At 63.8% G+C, this 21,428-nt stretch carries 18 protein-coding genes; 16 read left to right on the plus strand and 2 right to left on the minus strand.

Features of this window, described 5'->3' with window-relative positions:
• Positions 1–295: 295 nt before the first annotated feature.
• From FLM52_14750 to der, 14 genes are all read left to right on the plus strand, one after another.
• A complete protein-coding gene (locus FLM52_14750; GenBank protein NVN57001.1) occupies positions 296–1,093 on the plus strand; it encodes an RNA methyltransferase in 798 nt (265 codons plus the stop codon).
• A gap of 9 nt (positions 1,094–1,102) precedes the next feature.
• Positions 1,103–2,056 (plus strand): serine O-acetyltransferase, encoded by a 954-nt coding sequence (gene cysE / locus FLM52_14755; GenBank protein NVN57002.1) that lies wholly within the window; start codon positions 1,103–1,105, stop codon positions 2,054–2,056.
• Positions 2,057–2,198: 142 nt separating this feature from the next.
• Positions 2,199–2,672: a Fe-S cluster assembly transcriptional regulator IscR gene (gene iscR / locus FLM52_14760; GenBank protein NVN57003.1), complete on the plus strand. Its 474-nt coding sequence runs from the start codon at positions 2,199–2,201 to the stop codon at positions 2,670–2,672.
• 30 nt (positions 2,673–2,702) lie between these two features.
• Positions 2,703–3,851 (plus strand): aminotransferase class V-fold PLP-dependent enzyme, encoded by a 1,149-nt coding sequence (locus FLM52_14765; GenBank protein ID NVN57004.1) that lies wholly within the window; start codon positions 2,703–2,705, stop codon positions 3,849–3,851.
• 15 nt (positions 3,852–3,866) lie between these two features.
• Positions 3,867–4,193 carry an iron-sulfur cluster assembly accessory protein gene (locus FLM52_14770; protein NVN57005.1) on the plus strand — a complete coding sequence of 109 codons (327 nt, stop codon included), beginning with the start codon at positions 3,867–3,869 and terminating at the stop codon, positions 4,191–4,193.
• 260 nt (positions 4,194–4,453) lie between these two features.
• Complete coding sequence (locus tag FLM52_14775; protein NVN57006.1) at positions 4,454–4,879, plus strand: nucleoside-diphosphate kinase; 426 nt, start codon at positions 4,454–4,456, stop codon at positions 4,877–4,879.
• Positions 4,880–5,233: 354 nt separating this feature from the next.
• Entirely contained in the window at positions 5,234–6,391 is a 1,158-nt protein-coding gene (gene rlmN, locus FLM52_14780) for a 23S rRNA (adenine(2503)-C(2))-methyltransferase RlmN (GenBank protein NVN57007.1), read from the plus strand.
• Positions 6,392–6,523: 132 nt separating this feature from the next.
• Positions 6,524–7,462, plus strand: a complete 939-nt coding sequence (gene pilW / locus FLM52_14785; GenBank protein ID NVN57008.1) for a type IV pilus biogenesis/stability protein PilW — start codon at positions 6,524–6,526, stop codon at positions 7,460–7,462.
• A gap of 329 nt (positions 7,463–7,791) precedes the next feature.
• The gene (locus FLM52_14790) at positions 7,792–8,829 is read left to right on the plus strand and encodes a DUF4115 domain-containing protein (GenBank protein NVN57009.1); all 1,038 of its coding nucleotides are present in this window, start codon (positions 7,792–7,794) and stop codon (positions 8,827–8,829) included.
• Between the two features lie 11 nt (positions 8,830–8,840).
• A complete protein-coding gene (gene ispG, locus FLM52_14795) occupies positions 8,841–9,956 on the plus strand; it encodes a flavodoxin-dependent (E)-4-hydroxy-3-methylbut-2-enyl-diphosphate synthase (GenBank protein NVN57010.1) in 1,116 nt (371 codons plus the stop codon).
• A gap of 112 nt (positions 9,957–10,068) precedes the next feature.
• Positions 10,069–11,352 (plus strand): histidine--tRNA ligase, encoded by a 1,284-nt coding sequence (gene hisS, locus FLM52_14800; protein NVN57011.1) that lies wholly within the window; start codon positions 10,069–10,071, stop codon positions 11,350–11,352.
• Positions 11,353–11,439: 87 nt separating this feature from the next.
• Positions 11,440–12,096: a tetratricopeptide repeat protein gene (locus FLM52_14805; GenBank protein NVN57012.1), complete on the plus strand. Its 657-nt coding sequence runs from the start codon at positions 11,440–11,442 to the stop codon at positions 12,094–12,096.
• Positions 12,093–13,253, plus strand: a complete 1,161-nt coding sequence (bamB, locus tag FLM52_14810; protein ID NVN57013.1) for an outer membrane protein assembly factor BamB — start codon at positions 12,093–12,095, stop codon at positions 13,251–13,253. The genes FLM52_14805 and bamB overlap by 4 nt, the downstream gene beginning before the upstream one ends.
• A 438-nt stretch (positions 13,254–13,691) precedes the next feature.
• A complete protein-coding gene (gene der, locus FLM52_14815) occupies positions 13,692–15,116 on the plus strand; it encodes a ribosome biogenesis GTPase Der (GenBank protein ID NVN57014.1) in 1,425 nt (474 codons plus the stop codon).
• 147 nt (positions 15,117–15,263) lie between these two features.
• Here der and FLM52_14820 read toward each other — a convergent pair whose 3' ends face one another.
• Positions 15,264–16,127: an ATP-binding protein gene (locus tag FLM52_14820; protein ID NVN57015.1), complete on the minus strand. Its 864-nt coding sequence runs from the start codon at positions 16,125–16,127 to the stop codon at positions 15,264–15,266.
• Positions 16,128–16,400: 273 nt separating this feature from the next.
• Between FLM52_14820 and FLM52_14825 the strand changes: the two genes are divergently transcribed.
• Together FLM52_14825 and FLM52_14830 are read left to right on the plus strand one after the other, a co-directional pair.
• Positions 16,401–17,204, plus strand: coding sequence for a M48 family metallopeptidase (locus FLM52_14825; GenBank protein ID NVN57016.1), 804 nt, complete (start codon positions 16,401–16,403; stop codon positions 17,202–17,204).
• Positions 17,205–17,516: 312 nt separating this feature from the next.
• Positions 17,517–18,767 carry an EAL domain-containing response regulator gene (locus tag FLM52_14830; protein ID NVN57017.1) on the plus strand — a complete coding sequence of 417 codons (1,251 nt, stop codon included), beginning with the start codon at positions 17,517–17,519 and terminating at the stop codon, positions 18,765–18,767.
• Positions 18,768–18,992: 225 nt separating this feature from the next.
• Here the strand turns inward: FLM52_14830 and FLM52_14835 are convergent, their stop codons facing one another.
• Positions 18,993–21,389: a response regulator gene (locus FLM52_14835; protein ID NVN57018.1), complete on the minus strand. Its 2,397-nt coding sequence runs from the start codon at positions 21,387–21,389 to the stop codon at positions 18,993–18,995.
• Positions 21,390–21,428: the final 39 nt, after the last annotated feature.

Below are 21,428 nucleotides of genomic sequence, written 5' to 3' on the forward strand. Positions count from 1 at the left end.
GGGCGCGCTGCATAGTGCAAGGTATGCAGGCTGCCAGCCGCCACAGCACGCGGCGCCAACGAGGGCGAACACATGTTGCGACATGACGGGACGGCGTAGTTTATCAGAGCTCGGCTCAAGCTGCCATCGCGACACGCGATCTTCGCCGTAGAGAGACGGCGGGATCACGCCGCAGCTGACTGCTCCCTGCGCTGGCTTCATGCTAGGATATCGGGCTCTGGCGCACGTCTCGCCCAGCCCGGTGGCCGGGCCGCGTCGATTGCCCTGCCCTTCAATCGCTATCCTGGAAGTCCTCATGCTTGAACGTCTGCGCATTGTCCTGATTGGCACCAGCCACCCCGGCAACATTGGTGGTGCAGCCCGCGCCATGCTCAATATGGGCCTGGCCGATCTCGCACTGGTCGCGCCGCGATGTGAGGTGCAATGCCAGGAATCCGCCTCGCGCGCCTCGGGTGCCGATGCACTCGTCGCCAGCGCCTCGGTGCACGAGACGCTGGAAGAGGCCGTGGCGGATTGCAGTCTGGTGGTCGGTTGCAGCGCACGTTCGCGCAACCTGCCGTGGCCGATGATCACACCGCGCGCCTTCGGTGCCACCCTGGCCGATGAAGCCCGCCTGCCGGATGCCCGCGTGGCCATCGTCTTCGGCCGCGAGGATTCCGGGCTCTCCAATGAAGAGCTACAGCGCTGCCACCGCCACGTGCATATCCCGACCAATCCGGATTTCAGCTCGCTGAATCTGGCCGCGGCGGTGCAGGTGCTGGCCTATGAGTGCCGCCAGGCGTGGCTGGCCGACCAGGAAGCCGCCGGCGAGACGCCGCGTGCCGAGGATGACCAGCCGTTCGGTATCGACTGGGACAGCCCGCTGGCCAGCCATGCCGACCTCGAGCGCCTGTTCGAGCATCTCGAGAAGACACTGATCAGCGTCGACTTCCTCGATCCGGAACAGCCGCGCCAGCTGATGGCACGCCTGCGTCGCCTCTATCTGCGCGCGCGTCCAGATAGCATGGAAATCAACATTCTGCGCGGCATTCTTTCCGCGGTGGACAAGCAGGTTCGCCTGGCACAAGCCGACACGGCCAACCGCACTTCCTGAGGACACGCCATGTTCACTCGACTGCGTGAAGACATCGATAGCGTGTTTGCCCGTGATCCGGCGGCGCGCAACTTCTTTGAAGTCCTGACCAACTATCCGGGCCTACATGCACTGGTGGCCCATCGCATCAATCACTGGCTATGGCGCCACAACGCCAAATGGCTGGCGCGCACCGGCTCGACCCTGATGCGCTGGCTGACCGGCATCGAGATCCACCCGGGTGCCACCATCGGTCGGCGCTTCTTCATCGACCACGGCATGGGCGTCGTGATCGGCGAGACCGCCCTGATCGGCGATGACGTGACCCTCTATCACGGCGTCACCCTCGGCGGCACCACCTGGAACGCCGGCAAGCGCCACCCGACCCTCGGCGACGGTGTCATCGTCGGTGCCGGCGCCAAGATTCTCGGCCCGTTCACCGTCGGTGCCGGCGCCAAGGTCGGCTCCAATGCCGTGGTCACGCGTGAAGTACCTGCCGGCGCCACCGTCGTCGGCATTCCCGGCAAGATCGTCAAGCGTGCCGAGCCGGATGTGGCGGAGGAGCCGTCGGTCGACCCGGAAAGCCGCGAGGCCATGAAGGAGAAGTTCGGCTTCGATGCCTACGGCATGGGCCAGGACATGCCCGACCCGGTCGCGCGCTCCATGCACGCGATGCTCGATCACATGCATGCCGTGGACAAGCGCATCGAACAGATGTGCGGCACGCTGCGCAAGCTGGATGCCAGCTATCGCGCTGGGCGCCTGCCCGAGCTCGATGACGCCGACTTCGCCCAGCTGATCGATGAACTGGGGCCCTGCGGCGGCGAGACGACCGTCGCTGACGTGGCCGCGGCCCAGGGCAGCACCTCACCCAAGGCCCACGCCGCCGCATCCAGCGCATCGCAGGGCACTGCCCCGACTGAGCAATCACCGACCGAGCAGGCAAGCGATACGCAGGAGCCCGCTGAACGTCAGCATGGCTAAAGTTGACCAATTCAGTCGGGATTGACCCCGCCAGACCACCCCACCATAATGGGGCGCATTGAGACGCCGTCTCGCCAGAGGCGGCGACTACGCCCGGCCTCGTCCTCAACGTCGCAGGCTCCATCTGCTCACGGACTCTGTCATGCGCCTGACCACCAAGGGACGCTACGCCGTCACCGCGATGCTCGATCTGGCCCTGCATGCCAGTTGCGGCCCGACCTGTCTGGCCGATATTTCCGAACGTCAGGGCATCTCGCTGTCGTATCTGGAGCAACTGTTTGCGCGTCTGCGGCGTGCGGGTCTGGTCAAGAGCGTGCGTGGTCCCGGTGGCGGTTATCTGCTGGACACCGAACTCGAGACCACCTCGGTGGCGTGCATCATCGACGCCGTCAACGAGTCAGTCGATGCCACACGCTGTCAGGGAATGTCGGACTGTCAGGCCGGTGACACCTGCCTGACGCACCACCTGTGGTGTGATCTGTCCGACGAGATCCACGGCTTTCTCGACGGCATCAGCCTGGCCGACCTGGTCGCGCGCGAGGAGATACGCCAGATCGCCAGTCGTCAGCGCAAGGCGTGCGAGCCGACGCCGATCACCGTCATGCAGGGCAGCTGAACCCGTTCGTCATGTCTTCAGGAAGTCACCATGTCCCAGCCGATCTACCTTGACTATGCCGCCACCACGCCCGTCGACCCGCGCGTCGCCGAGCTGATGATGCGTCACCTGACGCAGGACGGCACCTTCGCCAATCCGGCCTCGCGCAGTCACATGCCGGGCTGGCTGGCCGAGCAGGCCGTCGAGGGCGCACGTCGTCAGGTCGCCGAACTGATCGGTGCCGACCCGCGTGAGATCGTCTGGACCAGCGGTGCCACCGAAGCCGACAACCTGGCGCTGACCGGCTACATGCGTGCCAATGCCGCGCGCGGCCGCCATCTGATCACCTCGACCATCGAGCACAAGGCGATTCTGGATACCGCCAGTGCGCTGGAAGCAGAAGGCTTCGAGGTCACGCGCATCGCGCCGCAGCCTGACGGCCGCATCAGCCCGGACAGCCTGCGCGACGCCCTGCGCAGCGACACCCTCCTGGTATCGCTGATGGCGGTGAACAACGAGCTGGGCAGCCTGAATGACCTGGATGCGCTGGGCGACATCGCCCATTCGCATGGCGCGGCCTTCCATGTCGATGCCGCCCAGGCGCCCGGCAAGGTGCAGATCGATGTCAGCCGTCAGCCTATCGACATGCTGTCGCTGTCCGCCCACAAGGCCTACGGCCCCAAAGGCATCGGCGCGCTGTACGTGCGTCGCCAGCCGCAGATCAAGGTCGATGCCCTGATCCACGGCGGTGGTCATGAGCGCGGTATGCGTTCCGGCACCCTGCCGACCCATCAGATCGTCGGCATGGGCGAGGCCTACCGCCTGAGCGGCGAGCAGTTCGACGCTGATCACCAGCACCTCATCGCGCTGCGTGATCAGTTCGTCGCCGGGCTTGCCGGCCTTGAAGGAGTGCACTTCAATACCGATATAGAGGTCAGTGCGCCCAACATCGTCAATCTCGCCTTCGAGGGCGTGGATGGCGAGGCGATGCTGATGGCGCTGCGCGGCATCGCGATTTCCACCGGTTCGGCCTGCAATTCCGCCAGTGTCGAACCGTCGTTCGTCCTCACCGGCATCGGGGTGCCCCGTCCACTGGCGCTGGCGTCATTGCGTTTCAGCTTCGGACGATTCACCACCGCCATCGACATTGAATCCGCGCTCGGCGAACTCAGGCATGCCCTGACCTCGCTGCGCGCCTGACCCGGGAGACTGCTCATGGCACACCTGTCGATTTCCCCCTCCGCCGCCGACCAGATCCGTGTCGTGCTGGCCGAGCGCGGCCACGGCCTTGGCCTGCGTGTCTCGGTCAAGCCAAGCGGCTGCTCCGGTTACAGCTACGTGCTCGACTTCGCCGACGAGGCCAACGAGGAAGACGCCGTCTTCGTCGATCACGGCGCCACCGTCTATGTCGACAGCGAAGCCCTCACCGTGCTCGACGGCTCCGAAGTGGATTACGTCAAGGACGGCCTGAACCGCTACTTCCGCTTCAACAACCCCAACGTCAAGGACGAGTGTGGCTGTGGCGAGAGCTTCAGCGTGTAGACGAGGCTTCAGCGTGTAGACCAGGCTTCAGCGTCCAAGCCAGACCTCAACGTCTGAGCCGACCCTCAGCGCCTCGCCAGCCCATGCCGACGAGGCGCTTGCCATCTGTGCGTCATGCGACTCAGGCATGATGGATGCAGCCGGTGGCACTTGCCGCTATAATGCCGCCCACTTTTGTCGCGCGCATGCCGACAGAGCCCGTTTTCCGCCGTGCGGCATCTGCCGTGCGGCTCTTCAAAGCTTGTCTCAGGAGATTCACCATGACTCAGCGCACTCTGTCCATCATCAAGCCGGATGCCGTTGCCAAGAACGTGATCGGCGAAATCTACTCTCGCTTCGAGAAGGCCGGTCTGCAGATCGTCGCTTCCAAGATGGTTCACCTGTCCAAGGAACAGGCCGAAGGCTTCTACGCTGAGCACAGCGAACGTGGCTTCTTCGGTGAGCTGGTCGGCTTCATGACTTCCGGCCCGGTCATGATCCAGGTGCTGGAAGGCGAAGACGCCATCACCAAGAACCGCGACCTGATGGGCGCTACCAACCCGAAGGAAGCTGAAGCCGGCACCATCCGCGCAGACTTCGCCACTTCCATCGACGCCAACGCCGTTCACGGTTCTGACGCGCCGGAATCTGCCGCTCGCGAAATCGCCTACTTCTTCGGCGACAACGAAATCTGCCCGCGCGGTTGATTTCGCCTTGTACGACTGAGAAGCCCGGCCCTTCGGGGCACGCGTCTCTCAGCCGTGCATGACACGACGGCCCTGCCTGCGAGGCGGGGCCGTCGTGGTATCGGACGTGCTGAAGCGCCGCGCGACAGCCTGCATCCCCTGAAGCAGATTCGACGCTTGAGCAGGTCCGATACGCTTTTCTGAAAGCCGCTGCAGCGCCCTCTCCCCACGCCATGTGACGCCCACGCGCACTGCGCTGATGACGAGAGCCTCTTGAGGTCTGCGAGCCATCGCCACCTCCGCTGACAGCGTCGCCCTGCAGACGTCTATCCTTTGTGAGACGCCTGCCCATCCCTGACACGACCGGCCCATACCATGACTGATACCACTGCAACTGCCACCGATGCCGCGGCCCCTGCCGCCGTCAAGCTCACCAACCTGCTGGGCCTGCCGCGCCCGGCGATGGAAGCCTTCTTCGAGAGCATCGGCGAGAAGAAATTCCGCGCCACCCAGGTGATGAAATGGATTCACCAGGAAGGCGTCGACAGCTTCGACGAGATGACCAACCTTGCCAAGCCGCTGCGCGAGCGCCTCAAGCAGGTCGCCGAGGTCCGTGCGCCGGGCATCGTCTATGAAGGTGAGTCCAAGGACGGCACCCGCAAGTGGGTGCTGGAAGTCAGCGATGGCAGCTACGTCGAGACCGTGCTGATCCCGTCCGAGAACGGCAACCGTCGCACCCTGTGCGTGTCTTCCCAGGTAGGCTGCTCGCTGGACTGCAGCTTCTGCTCCACCGGCAAGCAGGGCTTCGAGCGTGACCTGACCGCCGCCGAGATCATCGGCCAGGTGTGGGTCGCCACCCGTGGCGCCGAAGACCGCAAGGACACCCGCAAGCGTCCGGTCACCAACGTGGTGATGATGGGCATGGGCGAGCCGCTGATGAACTACGACAATGTCGTGCCGGCGATGAAGCTGATGCTGGACGACAACGCCTATGGCCTGTCCAAGCGTCGCGTCACCCTCTCCACCTCTGGTGTGGTGCCCAAGCTGGACCAGCTCGGCGATGAGATGGACGTCAGTCTGGCGATCTCGCTGCACGCGGCCAACGATGAATTGCGCAACGTGCTGGTGCCGATCAACCGCAAGTGGAACATCCGCGCGCTGCTCGACTCCTGCCATCGCTACCTGGCCAAGTGTGACGACGCCCGTATCGTCACCATCGAGTACACCCTGATCAAGGACGTCAATGACCAGATCAAGCACGCCGAGGAACTGGCCGCGCTGCTCGACGAGCTGCCGTGCAAGATCAACCTGATCCCGTTCAACCCGTTCCCGCATTCCGGTTACGAGAAGCCGTCACGCAACCAGGTGATGCGCTTCCAGCAGCGTCTCTATGAGCTGGGCTACACCGCACCGGTGCGCGCCACACGTGGCGATGACATCGACGCCGCCTGTGGCCAGCTGGTCGGCCAGGTCAAGGACCGCACCCGTCGTGCCGAGCGTTACATCAACGCCATCCAGCTCGACGCCGACTGAGCGGCTGCCAGGTCTGACCTGACGCCATCGCCATGGCGACGCGCCGCCCTGCCGCCTTGACTTGTGGCAGGTGCGGCGCTTTGATGGGGGGCGCTTTTGTTGCCTGCCGCGACCCTCGCCCGCAGGCACATCATGAGCCTTCATTCACGCGAGGATTGCATGCCGAGTCGTCTGCCCCGTCATCGCACCAATGAGCATGGCCCTGTCGCCCATCACTCTGTCGCACAGGGCACTGTCGCCCATGGCACTGTCACACAGGGCCCCTGCCAGCATGATTCCCACACCCGCACCGCTGCTCGCGGCATCACTCGCCGCACCCGAGCCCTGCTGCTGTGCCTCGGATTTGCCGGCCTGACCCTCGCAGGCTGCGCGACACGCGTGGAAACCAACGACCCCTACGCCCCGCCGGATGACAACAAGGCCTCGAATGCCTACGTGGAACTCGGAGAGGCCTATCTGGGTCGTAATCAGCTGCAACGCGCCGACAGCGCCTTCCAGAAGGCACTCAAGCTGCAGAGCAGCAATGCCGAGGCCAAGGCCGGGCTGGCGATGATCTATCAGCGCCAGGGTGAGAACGTGCTCGCCGATGACTATTTCAATCAGGCCATTTCCAGCGATCCGTCCTTTACCCGTGCGCGCAACAACTATGCGGCCTTTCTCTACTCTCGCGGTGAATACGTCGAGGCCTGTCGGCAGCTCGAGATCGCGGCAGAAGACCTGACCTACGACAATCGTGGTCAGCTCTATACCAATCTGGGCCGCTGTCAGATGCAGCTGGGCAAGACCAGCGAGGCCGCGAAGAGTTTCGAGCGCGCCGTCAAGATCAACCCGCGTGAGTCAGAGGCCTGGTTGGCGGTGGCACGCATGTCACATGACGCCGGCGACAATGACGCCGCCCAGTCGGCCCTGAGCCGCTACTTCCGCCTGGCAGGCACCGACAGCGACAGTCTTGCCCTGGCCGTCGATGTGGCTACAGCTCGCGGCGACAGCCGTCTGGCAGACCTCTACAGCCGTCAGCTGGAGCAGGTCATGACACGGGAATCCGGTCGCGCGGTGATTCGCACTCCCTGAGCAAGGCGCAACGACGCCGCTGATGGGGCCACCTCTTGGGCGGGGGCGCTGCAAGCAGGGCCGAGAAGACCGAATTGCCGGTGAAAATCTCGGCGCGGGCTTGGTATAGTGCCGACGCGGACGAACGTGTGTTCGTACGCGTCGATTGGCGTGGGAGTCATCGCTTTTCACGCTGCTCGCTCGCACGATGATCAACGAGTCGTGCAGTACCCGGCCAATCGCGCGACAGCATCAGTCAGCATGCTCCAGTATCAGGAGCAGTTCCCGCAGTACCGGAAGAGCGCCCGGATGTGCGTTCGGTAGACAGTTTTTCCTTACAAGGATGCGCCATGAGCGAACATCAACCCGCCCCTGATCAGCACGCCAGTGATGCACTGCCTGGCACGCGCCTCAAGCTGGAGCGCGAACATCAGGGGTTGTCGCGTGATGAGGTGGCGACACAGCTCAACCTGCGCCCCAGCCTGGTCGATGACCTGGAACGCGACCACTACGACCAGATTCCCATTGCCGCGTACCGTCGCGGCTATCTGCGTGCCTATGCCCGCCTGCTGGGTATGGACGAGAAAGCGATCGTCGGGCAGTACAATGCCCAGTTCGGCACCACCGAAGCCGAGCGCTACACTCCCAGCTCCACACCGTCGGTGCGCCCGCCGGGCAAGATGGGCAAGTACCTGTTCCGCCTCGTCAGCCTGCTGGTCATCGCCGGCCTGATCGGCCTCAGCTACGTGTGGTGGCAGAGCGGCGACTATGGCCGCACCTCGCCGGCCGAAACCTCCGCCCTCGAAGGCGGCAACGATGCGGACAGCGCCGAACCGGTCGTGAACGCCGATGGCTCCATCGAGCTTTCGCTCTCGCAGTCCTCTGCCAGTGAAGCGGCGCCGTCCTCCACTGCTACCGCCACCGGTGATGCGTCTGCCGTCGAGGCAGCCACCTCGTCCGAGGCGACAGCGCAGAGTGCTGACGCGCTCGACACGAACGCTGGCGCGCCGGGCGCTGCAGAGGCTGGTACGTCAGCGTCTGACGCTGCCACGGATAGTGCCGCTACCACTGACGTGAGCACAGTCGCCGATGCCAGTGCCGACACCCCGCAAGAGAGCGCAGCAGAAGAAGCTACGCCGGCGGCAGACCCGCGCAAGCTTGAATTGACGTTCAACATCAATTCCTGGACCGACATCCGTGATGTCGATGGCAAGCGCCTGCTGCGCGGCAACAACGAGGCCGGCACCAGCACGACGCTGGAAGGCAAGCCGCCCTTCACGCTGACCATCGGCAATGCCTCTGGCGTCGAATTGCGTTACATGAATGAAGCGGTCGACCTCACGCGCGTCACGCGCGGCAGTGTTGCCAAACTTACCCTCGGTGAATGATCCGGAATCCCATGCATAGTCACTCCCCCATCAAGCGCCGCGTCTCGCGCAAGATTCATGTCGGCAATGTGGCCGTCGGCGGCGATGCACCGATTTCCGTGCAGAGCATGACCAACACCGACACCAACGATGTCGCCGCCACCGTCGCGCAGATCAAGCGCCTCGAGGATGCCGGTGCCGATATCGTGCGTGTCAGCGTGCCGGACATGGATGCCGCCGAAGCCTTCGGTCGCATCAAGCAGCAGAGCAACATCCCGCTGGTGGCCGATATCCACTTCGACTACAAGATCGCCCTGCGTGTGGCGGAACTTGGCGTCGACTGCCTGCGCATCAACCCGGGCAACATCGGTCGTGAAGACCGCGTGCGTGCCGTGGTCAGCGCCGCCCGCGACAACGGCATCCCGATCCGCATCGGCGTCAACGCAGGCTCGCTGGAAAAGGACCTGCAGAAGAAATACGGCGAACCGACGCCGGCGGCGCTGGTCGAATCTGCCATGCGTCACATCGACCATCTGGATCGCCTCGACTTCCAGGACTTCAAGGTCAGCGTCAAGGCCAGCGACGTGTTCATGGCCGTCGCCGCCTATCGTGACCTGGCGGCGCGCATCGAACAGCCGCTGCACCTGGGCATCACCGAAGCCGGCGGCCTGCGCTCGGGCACCGTCAAGTCTTCCATCGGCCTGGGCATGCTGCTGATGGATGGCATCGGTGACACCATCCGCGTGTCGCTGGCCGCGGACCCGGTCGAGGAGATCAAGGTCGGCTTTGACATGCTCAAGAGCCTCAAGTTGCGCGCCAAGGGCATCAACTTCATTGCCTGTCCCAGCTGCTCGCGTCAGAATTTCGACGTCATCAAGACCATGAACGAACTGGAGACACGTCTTGAAGACGTGCTGACGCCGCTGAACGTCTCGGTCATCGGCTGTGTCGTCAATGGCCCCGGCGAAGCCAAGGAGACCGATGTCGGCCTGACCGGCGGCAGCCCCGCCAACCTGGTCTACCTGGACGGCAAGCCGGCCAGCAAGTTGACCAATGACACCCTGGTTGACGATCTTGAGCGACTCATCCGTGACAAGGTCGCGGAAAAAGAGGCCCGTGAGGCCGACACTATCATCCGCCAGAGCTGAGCTTGTCTCGGCTGGCTTGCGCGTCGTGAGTGACGCGCCTTCGTCTCCCCACCCGCCTGCATGACCTCATGCGAGCGACGTGGGGAGACGCGCAAGGATTCAGGAGAGAACGTTGAGCACCAAGATCCAGGCCATTCGTGGCATGAACGACCTGCTGCCGGACCAGTCACCGGTATGGCAATACTTCGAGCACCAGGTGGAAGCGCTGATGGGCCAGTACGGCTATCGCGAGATCCGCACCCCCATCGTCGAGCAGACCGCACTGTTCAAGCGCTCCATCGGCGAAGTCACCGACATCGTCGAGAAGGAGATGTACACCTTCGACGACCGTAACGGCGACAGCCTGACCTTGCGTCCGGAAGGCACCGCCAGCTGCGTGCGCATGGCGATGGAGAATGGCCTGGTCCACAACCAGATCCAGCGTCTGTGGTACACCGGCCCGATGTTCCGCCACGAGCGCCCGCAGAAGGGCCGTTATCGTCAGTTCCATCAGGTGGGCGTCGAAGCCTACGGCATGGAAGGCCCGGACATCGATGCCGAGATGATCCTGCTCTCCGCGCGTCTATGGCGTCAGCTGGGCCTGCTTGAGCACGTCACCCTCGAGCTCAACTCGCTGGGTAGCCTTGAGGCGCGTGCCGCCTATCGTGACCTGCTGGTCGAATACTTCGAACAGCACCTGGATGTCCTCGACGAAGACTCCAAGCGTCGTCTGCACAGCAACCCGCTGCGCATCCTCGATACCAAGAACCCGGACATGGCCGCCGTCGTCGACGCCGCGCCGCGCCTGGGGGATCACCTTGATGAAGAATCCCGCGTGCACTTCGAGGGCCTCAAGGCACGACTCGACGCCGCTGGCATCGAATACGTCATCAACCCGCGTCTGGTGCGTGGCCTCGATTACTACTCGCGCAGTGTGTTCGAATGGACCACCACCGCACTGGGCAGCCAGGGCACCGTGTGTGCCGGCGGCCGCTACGACAGCCTGTTCGAACAGCTGGGCGGCAAACCGGTACCGGCGGTCGGCTTCGCGATGGGCGTCGAGCGCCTCATCCTGTTGCTCGAGACACTGGAACTGGTACCGCAGGACGTCCGCGAGACCGTCGATGTCTACCTGATGTCGATGGGCGAGCAGGCCGAAGGCGAAGCCATGCGTCTGGCCGAAGAGCTGCGCACCGTCCTGCCCAACCTGCGCCTGGTGCTGCATTGCGGTGGCGGCAGCTTCAAGAGTCAGATGAAGAAGGCCGACAAGAGCGGTGCACGCATCGCGCTGATTCTTGGTGAGAATGAAGTCATCGAAGGCACGGTGGCGCTCAAGTTCCTGCGCGAGGAACGCGACCAGGAAACGCTGAACCAGCGTGCGCTGGGCGAACGTCTCGACAGCGTCTTCGGCGCCTGAGACTGCCAATGAATATCGGGCGGAGAGCCAGCTCTCCGCCTCTCGAATGCAAGTGCCGGCATACCGGCCAGGTCAAGGAGACCGCCCGTGGCGGAAGAGCTCAGAAGCGAAGAAGAACAGCTTGAAGCCATCAAGCGTTGGTGGAGCGAGAACGGCAAGTCACTGATTGCCGGTGTCGTACTGGCCGGCGCCGGTGTCTTTGCCTTCAAGGCCTGGCAGAACTACGAAGCCAGCCAGTCCGAAGCGGCCTCCGCGCGTTACCAGCAACTGATCAGCCTCGTCAGCCAGCCCAAGCTGGAAGACGCCGGTATCGAGCAGGCGCGTACGCTGATCGGCGAACTGGAAAGCGAGCACGGCAACAGCCTCTACACCCAGATGGCGCATCTGCTGGAGGCCAGCATGTCGGTCAAGGCCAACGATCTCGACGCAGCCGCCACGGCGCTGCAGAGCGTGATCGACAACAGCGATGATAACTACCTGCAGGGGCTGGCCAGCCTGCGTCTGGCGCGAATCAACGTCGAGCGCGGCGACAACGACGCGGCACTCGCCCTGCTCAAGAGCCCGCCGGCGCCGCTGGCAGCGCAGGCGGCGGCAGTGCGTGGCGATGCCCTGGCCGCACAGGGCAAGCGTGATGAGGCCATCGCCGCCTATCAGCAGGCCAGCACCCTGTCGCAGGAAAGTGGTCAGCCGGTCTACGGTCTCGACCTGAAACTCGCCGATCTGGCTGCGGAGTCTTCTTCATGAGCGTTACTCGTCGTCTGAGCGTACCGGCCTCGCTGCTGGCCGTGAGTCTGCTGGCCGGTTGTGCCAGCAGTGCCCAACCGGAATATGCGCCCAAGGAGCTGGTCGATTTCGATCGCCAGGTCGCGCTGGATTCCGTCTGGAGCGAATCGGTCGGCAATGGCCTTGGCCGTGCCCACTATCCGTTGTCCCCGATCTTCGCCAACGACAGGCTGTTCGTCGGTGCCGAAGGCGGTGAACTGGAAGCCCTCGCTGCCGACAGTGGCGACGACATCTGGCAGACACGGTTGCCGGCTGGCATCACCAGCGCACTGAATGCCGATGCCTCCCGCCTGTACGTCGGTACGCGCGATGGCAAGGTCAGCGCCGTCAGTCAGGAAGATGGCAGCATCGAATGGAGCACGCGTGTCTCCAGTGAGGTGCTGGCCGCGCCGCAGTACAACGCCGAGCTGGTCGTGGTGCAGAGCGTCGATGGTACCGTGACCGCGCTTGATCGCTTCACCGGCGAAGAGCAGTGGGCCTACTCGGCCACGATTCCGGCCCTGACACTGCGGGGCACCGGCGCGCCGCGCGTCATCCAGCCGGTCACCTTCGCTGGCTTCGCCAACGGCAAGCTGGTCACGCTCGACAATCGCTCAGGTCAGGAACTGTGGGACCTGCGCGTCGCCGTGCCGTCCGGGCGTACCGAGGTGGACCAGCTGGTCGATCTCGATGGCCAGCCGGTGCTGACCCAGGATGGTCGCCTGTTCGTCACCAGCTACAACGGTCGCCTGATCGCACTGGACGCTCGCAACGGCGAGCCGCTGTGGGACAAGCCGTCCTCCAGCTATCTGACGCCCATCGTGGTCGGCGATTACCTGTTCAGTATCGACAACGCCAGCCATGTGCTGGCGATGGATGCCAACACCGGTAACGTGCTGTGGAAGTCCGAAGACCTGGAAGGTCGCTGGCTGACCTCTCCGGCCTTCGTCGATGGCAAGCTGGTGGTCGGTGACTACGAAGGCTATGTGCACCTGATCGACGCCCAGAGCGGGGAGATGGCCGGCCGCTATGACGTGGGGGGCGATGGCATCAGCATCACCCCGCTGACCGAAGGCAAGCGCATCTATGTCTACACCAACGATGGCGAGCTGACGGCGCTGGACCTCGAAGCCCCGTAAGCCATTGATCGAGCGCGCATGTCAGCCTGCCCCGCAAGCTGACATGCGCGCTAGGTCAGCCCTCGTCACGACAACGGCAGCCTCCTGGCTGCCGTTGTCGTAATGCGCCATTGGTAGCAACTCCCTGTCAATGCTAGAATGCTGCCCCCGCTGATCCCGTGAGTCGACTGACGCCTCCCTCGCGTCGGTAGAGCCACAGGATTCAGCCACGAGATCATTTCCGCGGAGAGTGCCAAGGCTCGCTCCGCGGGCCATACTGGAGACGGGCCTCGTCCGGCGCCTGCCGACGACGCGCTCCAGTGACCCAAGTCCGATATCATCGCTATCGCCCTGCCTGCACAAGGTGCTTTCCAGCCGTCATGGTTCGAAGCAGACCGGTTCGAAGCAGACCGTACGGGGCCGGCATCGATGCTATCCCTGCGAATGCTGTGAGATTCCATGAACCCCGTGATCGCCCTGGTCGGCCGCCCGAATGTCGGCAAGTCGACGCTATTCAATCGCCTCACCAAGACCCGTGATGCTCTGGTCGCCGATTTTCCCGGCCTGACCCGTGACCGCAAGTACGGCACTGGCAAGGTCGGCGGCAAGCCCTACACCGTCATCGACACCGGCGGCATCAGCGGTGACGAGGAAGGCATCGACCTGATGATGGCCGGCCAGTCACTGGCCGCCATCGACGAAGCCGACATCGTGCTGTTCATGGTCGATGCGCGCGCCGGCCTGAACATGGCGGACGAGGCCATCGCCAATCACCTGCGCGTCAACCAGAAGAAGACCTGGCTGGTGGTCAACAAGACCGACGGCATGGACGAGGAGATCGGCAAGTCCGACTTCTGGACCCTGGGTCTGGGTGATCCGCGCGCCATCGCCGCCGAGCACGGCCGCAACGTCACCACGCTGCTGGAAGAGGTGCTCTCGCCCTACCCCGAAGTCGAGGAAGGCGAAGACGAGGACCTGCACCCGGAGCTGGATGATCGCGGCGTGCGCATCGGCATCATCGGTCGCCCGAACGTCGGCAAGTCGACGCTGGTCAATCGCCTGCTGGGCGAGGAGCGCGTGGTGGTCTTTGACCAGGCCGGCACCACCACCGACGCGGTGGAAATTCCCTTCGAGCGTCGCGGCAAGCCTTACCTGCTGGTCGATACCGCCGGGGTTCGTCGTCGCAAGAACGTGCGCGAAGTGGTGGAGAAGTTCTCCATCATCAAGACGCTGGAAGCGATCAAGAAGTGCAACGTCGCCGTGATGGTGCTCGATGCCCGCCAGGGGCTGGTCGAGCAGGACCTTCACCTGCTGGACTTCGTGCTGACCAGCGGCCGCGCGTTGGTGCTGGCGGTCAACAAGTGGGATGGCCTGGAAAGCGAAGCCAAGGAGAAGATGCGCTCCGAGATCAAGCGTCGTCTGGGCTTTGCCGACTACGCTGACCTGCACTTCATCTCCGCGCTGCACGGCACTGCGGTGGGTGACCTCTACCCGTCCATCGACCGCGCCTTCGAAAGCGCCGTGGCCCGCTGGTCGACCAAACGTCTGACCACCCTGCTGCAGGACGCCACCCAGGCGCACCAGCCGCCGATGGTCAACGGCCGTCGCATCAAGCTGCGCATGGCTCACCAGGGTGGCGCCAATCCGCCGCTGATCGTGGTGCACGGCAACCAGACCAACCGTCTGCCGGAAGCCTACAAGCGCTACCTGACCAACACCTTCCGCAAGGTGCTCAAGGTCAAGGGTACGCCGATGCGTTTCGAGTTCCGCTCCGGCGACAACCCCTTCGATGGTACCCAGGGGGCTGACGACCGCGAGCGTGCGAAGGAGCGTTCACTGGCGCGTACCAAGGAAGCTCGCAAGGAGCGCAAGCAGCGCCGTTGATGGCGTGAACTGCGCCTGTGGGTGATGGCAGGCCAGCGAATCCGATCCGCCAGCCTGCCCCATGAAAAAGCCGCCCCTGCAGATGACTGCAGGGGCGGCTTTTTCATGTCGCGAGCACTGATGTTTCCAGCACCTCAAGCGCCGGGCTCACGCCTCCAGCGTCTTCTGCCCCGCCCATAGATTGGCGAACTGCCAGGCGGCACGCCCGCTGCGCACCCCACGCTGGGTGGCGTAGCGCAGCGCCTCGCCACGCGCCGCCTCATCGAAGCTTCCCGCACCGAGACGCCATTCCACCCAATGCTGACAGGTCTCCAGGTAGGCGTCCTGATTGAAGGGGTGGAAGGCCAGCCACAGGCCGAAGCGGTCCGACAGCGAGATCTTCTCTTCCACTGCATCGCCATGATGCAGCTCGCCATCGACGATGTGGGTGGCCTGGTTGTCGCTCATGTGCTCCGGCAACAGATGACGACGGTTGGAGGTGGCGTACAGCAGCACGTTCTCCGGCGGCCCGGTCAGGGTGCCATCCAACACGCTCTTGAGCGCCTTGTAGGCGTCATCACTGCCCTCGAAGGACAGATCATCACAGTAGACGATGAAGCGATGCGGCTGCTGAGCCAGCTCGGCGACCAGCGCCGGCAGTGCCGGCAGGTCGTGACGATCGATCTGGATCAGACGCAGCCCCTCACGGCCCAGGGTATTGAGCAGCGCGCGGACCAGCGATGACTTGCCGGTGCCACGCGCGCCCCACAGCAGCGCATGGTTGGCCGGCTTGCCCGCGAGGAAGGCACGAGTGTTGGCCAGCAGCTCACGCTTCTGGCGTGCGATGCCGAGCAGGTCCTCGAGTGTCAGGGCGTCACGCGGCGCGATCGGCGTCAGGCGCCCTCCCAGGGGGTGGCGAGTCCACAAGGCGGCGACATCGCGTGTCCAGTCCACTTCGGCAGCCGTCGGCGGCAGCATCGGTTCGAGTCGGTCCAGCAGATGCGAGAGGCGGCGTTCAAACTCTGGCGACATGATGATTCCCTGTCAGATACATGGGGTCCGGGCCGTGGCAGGCCCATCAGATCACGCCCAGTATCTCATGCCCGGCGGCCCCGTCTGGCCTGACGATGCTGTGATCTCAGCAACGTATCATTTCACTGACTGCACCACTTCGCCTATCCGGTTATGCTGTCTGCACGTTTCTTGCACGTTCAGCGTCGCCCTGCCGTGCGCTTGAAGATTGTCACGTCATCTAGCCAGGAGGCCCCAATGCCAGGATTGCTCGATCTCTCATCTCCCCGCGCCCTGCGTCGTCTGCTCCCGCTGGCGGCCCTTGCGGCGTCCGTCACCCTGAGTGCCTGCGCCAGCTCTCCGCTGGGCCGCAGCCAGCTGACTCTCTACTCGGACCAGGAACTGGAGAAGATGGGAGAAGCCAGCTTCAGCAAGTACCAGCAGGAGCTGCCGGTGGTGGAAGGACGTCAGGATGCCTACGTCAGCTGCGTGGCAGATGCGGTGACCGCCAAGGTGCCCGCCAGCTATGGCATCAGCGGCTGGCAGGTCAAGGTATTCGAGGACGAGTCCGCCAATGCCTTCGCGCTGCCGGGCGGCTATATCGGCGTCAACACCGGGTTGCTGGAGGTCGCCGAGAATCAGGACCAGCTGGCGACCGTCATCGGCCACGAGATCGCCCACGTGCTGGCGCGCCACGCCAACGAGCGCGTCTCGACCCAATCGCTGACCTCCGCCGGGCTGTCGCTGACCCAGGCACTGGCAGGCCTCGAAGGCACCGGTGGCGATCAGCTCATGGGCCTGCTGGGCATGGGCGCGGAATACGGCGTGCTCAAGCCGTTCTCGCGCTCCCACGAGTCCGAAGCCGACCTGCTGGGGCTGGACCTGATGGCCGAAGCCGGCTTCGACCCGCGCGCCAGCATCAAGCTGTGGGCCAACATGAACGCTGCCGGAGGCGCGCAACCTCCGGTGTGGATGTCGACGCACCCGAGTGATGAGCAGCGCATGGCGGCCCTCAACGAGCGCCTCGAGACCGCTCTGCCGACCTATCAGCAGGCCCGCGCCGCCGGCGAGAAGCCCAACTGCGATCGTCTGCGCTGACCCCGCCCATGTGGCGTGGCTTGACCAGTCTCAGGCAACACACGCCCGCGCAGTCCCGGAGGCAACCCGGGGCTGCGCGGGCGTGTGACGACTTCCCTCCTGCTACCCGCCTCTTCCTTGTTTGATAACCCCCCTCCCCGCCTCTTGCTGGCTCCCCCTGGCGGCCTCTCCCTGGCTGACTCACGCTACCCGCTTTCTGATTCATCGACCTGACAGCTCGAATGTAAAAAGACGCCGTCAAATGTGTCGATATCCGCGAATCATGTAACCGCATTGCTAATCTGGGATCACCTGCTCGCCTGCGCACTGCCCATGCAGACACTTCATGCACAGCGGTGTGAGCGTATTCCCGACACTCGCTTGAGGATGCCTTATATGACTCGACACGCACTCATCATCGACGACGATCCGGATTTTCGTGAGCTCATCAGTGGGCTGCTTTCCGCCCATGGTTTCGACTGCACGCAGAGCGAAGGGCTGCAGGACATCGCCTGCAATCCCGCCTGCCTGGAGACGGACCTCATCCTGGTGGACTACGAACTGGGCGACTTCACCGGCGATGATGTGCTCGGCTATCTGCGCGAACGCAATGTCGAGGCGGGCATCATCCTGATGAGCGCCTGTCACAACGACGACATGCAAGCGATGGTCGCCAGGGGCAAGCGCAGTGGCCTGGAGATGCTGGGCCAGCTCGGCAAGCCCTGCGACATCATGCACCTGGCCTCTCTGCTGGCAGAGCTGGATAAGCAACGCAATCCGCTGTCACTTGATGAACTGGATGATGCTCTGACCGAGCGCCAGCTGCATCTCGTCTATCAGCCCAAGATCGACCTCGCCAGCGGCCGGCTCAGCGGCGCGGAAGCTCTCGTGCGCTGGCAGCATCCTCTGCGCGGCATGGTCATGCCCAACCAGTTCATCGCCCTGGCGGAACGCACCAACCGTATCGAGGCACTCACCTGGCAGGTCATCGAGCATGGTTTCCGCCAGCAGGGCCAATGGCAGTCCCAGGGCCTTCACCTTGATCTCGCGCTCAATCTGTCACCCCAGCTGCTGCGCACCCGCGACATGCTGAAGACGCTGGATGCGCTGGCCAGTCAGCATCATGTCGATCCGCACTCCATCACGCTGGAACTCACGGAGAGCTGCGGGATCGACTGCCTCACCTACGCTCGTCACCTGCTCAATGCCATTCGCGACCGCGGCTATCGCCTGGCGCTGGATGACTTCGGCACCGGTTTCTCCTCGATGATGCAGCTCTACAACCTGCCGTTCGACGAATTGAAGATCGACCAATGCTTCGTCGGGCGCAGCGACAGCCACCCGGAAGCGCGCGCCATCACCCGTACCATCGTCGAGCTGGGCCAGCGTCTGAATCTCGCCGTGGTCGGCGAAGGCATCGAGACCGCGGAACAGCGCGATTACCTCTGCGATACCCGCTGCAATATCGGTCAGGGCTATCTGTTCGCACGCCCCATGCCCGTCACCGATTTCAATGCCTGGAGCCGCTGCCCGCCCAGTGCCGTCAATGCAATCAGCCAGCGCCACACCTCCGCAGTCCATTGAGGAGGCTGGCGTCCCGCCGCAGCGCAGGACAGACAGCGGGAATGCCACAACACCCCACGACACAGACGCCACCCATGTCGCCATGGGTGGCGTCTGTGTCGTGAAAGCCAGGATAAATCGTGAAGGCCAGGATGAAGAGAGCGAAAGAAGGCGGGAACGGGAGAACCAGAGGGACGGTAGTGGAATGCTGTCGGCTATCTATCACGCCATCACGTCCCAGTACCGTCAGGAGAACAGGTAGCCCTCTGCGAGGAGGCTGTCCCGCGTCGGCATACTCAAGGAGCGCAATGTGGCGACATGCTGGTGTACCTCGGGCAGATCCTCACTGATCACCGCCTCCTCCAGCGCCTTGGCGCCACTGGCTATGCCGCTGCATCCCAGCGAGGCTGACGCCCCCTTTAGGGAATGTGCCTCGCGCTTGAGCTCGGTGAGATCCCTCTGCTTCAGCAAGGTCACCATCACGTCGAGGCGTCCATCGAGGCGCGTCAGGTAATTGCTCAGCAGTCGTGAATAGGCCTCGCCACTCAGGGTCTTGAGCAGCTCCTGACAGGTCGCGTGCTGCAGCAAGCAAGGCGCAGCATCGGGCAGAGAGTGCGCGGCTGAGTCGTCAGTTGCTACATCGAGCGCCTGAGCAGCGTCGATCTGCGCGCCCTGATCATCAGCCGCTGACGAGCTGACGCCATCATCGCCTGGTGCCTGCATGACGGTAGTCCGCTCGCCAGCCGAAGCCTCTGGCTTCTCTGACGCAAGCGCATTCTGCTGCGAATCAGAGGCCTGCAAATCAGAGGCCTGGACCAGATACTGTTGCAGTACCCGATGCAGATCATCACGCGTGAAGGGTTTGTGCAGCACCCCCTGCATGCCGGCATCGATACAGCGGCGGGCATCCTCCTGCATCACGTTGGCGGTCATCGCGATGATCGGCAGACGAGCGCTGGCGGGTTGCTCGGCCTCGTGCTGACGCCAGCGACGTGTTGTCTCGACGCCATCCAGTACCGGCATCTGCATGTCCATGAACACCAGATCGACATCGTTGCCAGCCTGCGCAAGCCATTCGAGTGCCTGCTCACCGTCTTCCACCACCGTGACCTGCTGTCCCAGATACTCGAGCATGGCCCGCGCCAGTGACTGATTGACCTCGTTGTCTTCTACCACCAGCACGCTTGCATGGGGCAAGGGCGCATCTCCCACCGCCTGCTGCGGGCAAGCCTCGGCGACGGTCAATACCGGCAGCGGCACGCGGCACCAGAAGCGACTGCCGAGCCCGAGATGGCTCTCGACGCCGACCTCACCGCCCATCGCCTCCACCAGTCGCTTGCAGATGGCAAGCCCGAGCCCGGTGCCTTCATGTCGACGCGCAATCGAGGTATCCACCTGGGTGAAGGGCGCGAACAACTGGCTCACCTGGTCGGCGGCGATCCCGCAACCGCTGTCGTGAACCTCGAAATGAAGCGTCTCGCCGTCTTCCAATGATGCCCTCAGCCGGATAGTGCCCTGGGGACAGAACTTGAAGGCGTTGTTGAGCAGGTTGGTCAGTACCTGACGCAGGCGATTGACGTCCCCCTTGACCCAGACAGGCAGATCATCGGCACGTTCTTCGAGGAAAATGCGCGAGCATCCCTTGCCGGCACTGCCTGTCTGGCGATGGTAATGCGCGGCCAGAGAATCGAGGAATTCGGGCAGTGAGAAACAGCGCTGATCCAGCTCCAGCTTGCCGGCTTCGATCTTGGAATAATCCAGCACATCATTGATGACGGCCTGCAGGCTCTCGGCACTCTGGCGCAGCATCGCCAGATATTGCTGGCCACGCCGGGTCGAGACTTCCTCGCCGATGAGGTCCGACACACCGACCATGCCATTGAGCGGGGTGCGAATCTCATGGCTCATGATCGCCATAAATTCCGACTTGGCACGACTGGCCGCCTGCGCCAGCTGCACCATGCCATCCAGCTCCCGGGTGCGCTCCTCCAGCTTGCGGGTCTTTGAGGCCCGTCCGCGACTCTCGACGATCAGCGCGACCACCAGCACGATGCCGCTCAACGTCATCAGCAGCACCAGCGACAGCGCGAGGGCATACAGGTTGAGGAGCTCCGAGCGCTCCCTGGTGCGCTGGATAGCGGCCTCGGCATTGATGTTGAGCAGCAGCTCGCCGGCCTGCTCCTGAAGCGAGGCAAGCCGGCTGAGTATCTGCACATAGAGGGACGCATCACGCGCCTGACGACTCGCCAGGTCCATGATGGCGCTGTCCAGCACCTCGATTCTGGGCAGCATGGCCATCAGCCGGGCATGCAGGTCGGGCATCCCCGCCAGCATGCTGCCCAGTTGGCCGCTCTGCAGCAACTGCACCCGGCTATAGAGGATGTCGAGCCGCAACAGCAGCTCGCTGTCATCCATCAAGGCGGGCGGCGTCGGGGTCTTCTGTTCCTCGGCCACCACCATGCGCAGCTCGCGCACTTCCCTGTCGAACTGATAGACCGCCCAGATCAGATTCTCACGCAGCTTGTGCTCGAGTGCCTGCTGACGCTGATAGACCAGAACGCCAGTCACCAATGCCGAGACGAAGAACAACGTCGCGGCAATGGCGATGGCGGCTCTGAAATGCAGGGAACGGAGTGGGTTCATGCACGGACATCCTGCCAGAGCTCATGACGTTGAGCGGTA

Source organism: bacterium Scap17, from assembly GCA_013376735.1.
Classification (GTDB): Bacteria; Pseudomonadota; Gammaproteobacteria; order Pseudomonadales; family Halomonadaceae; genus Cobetia.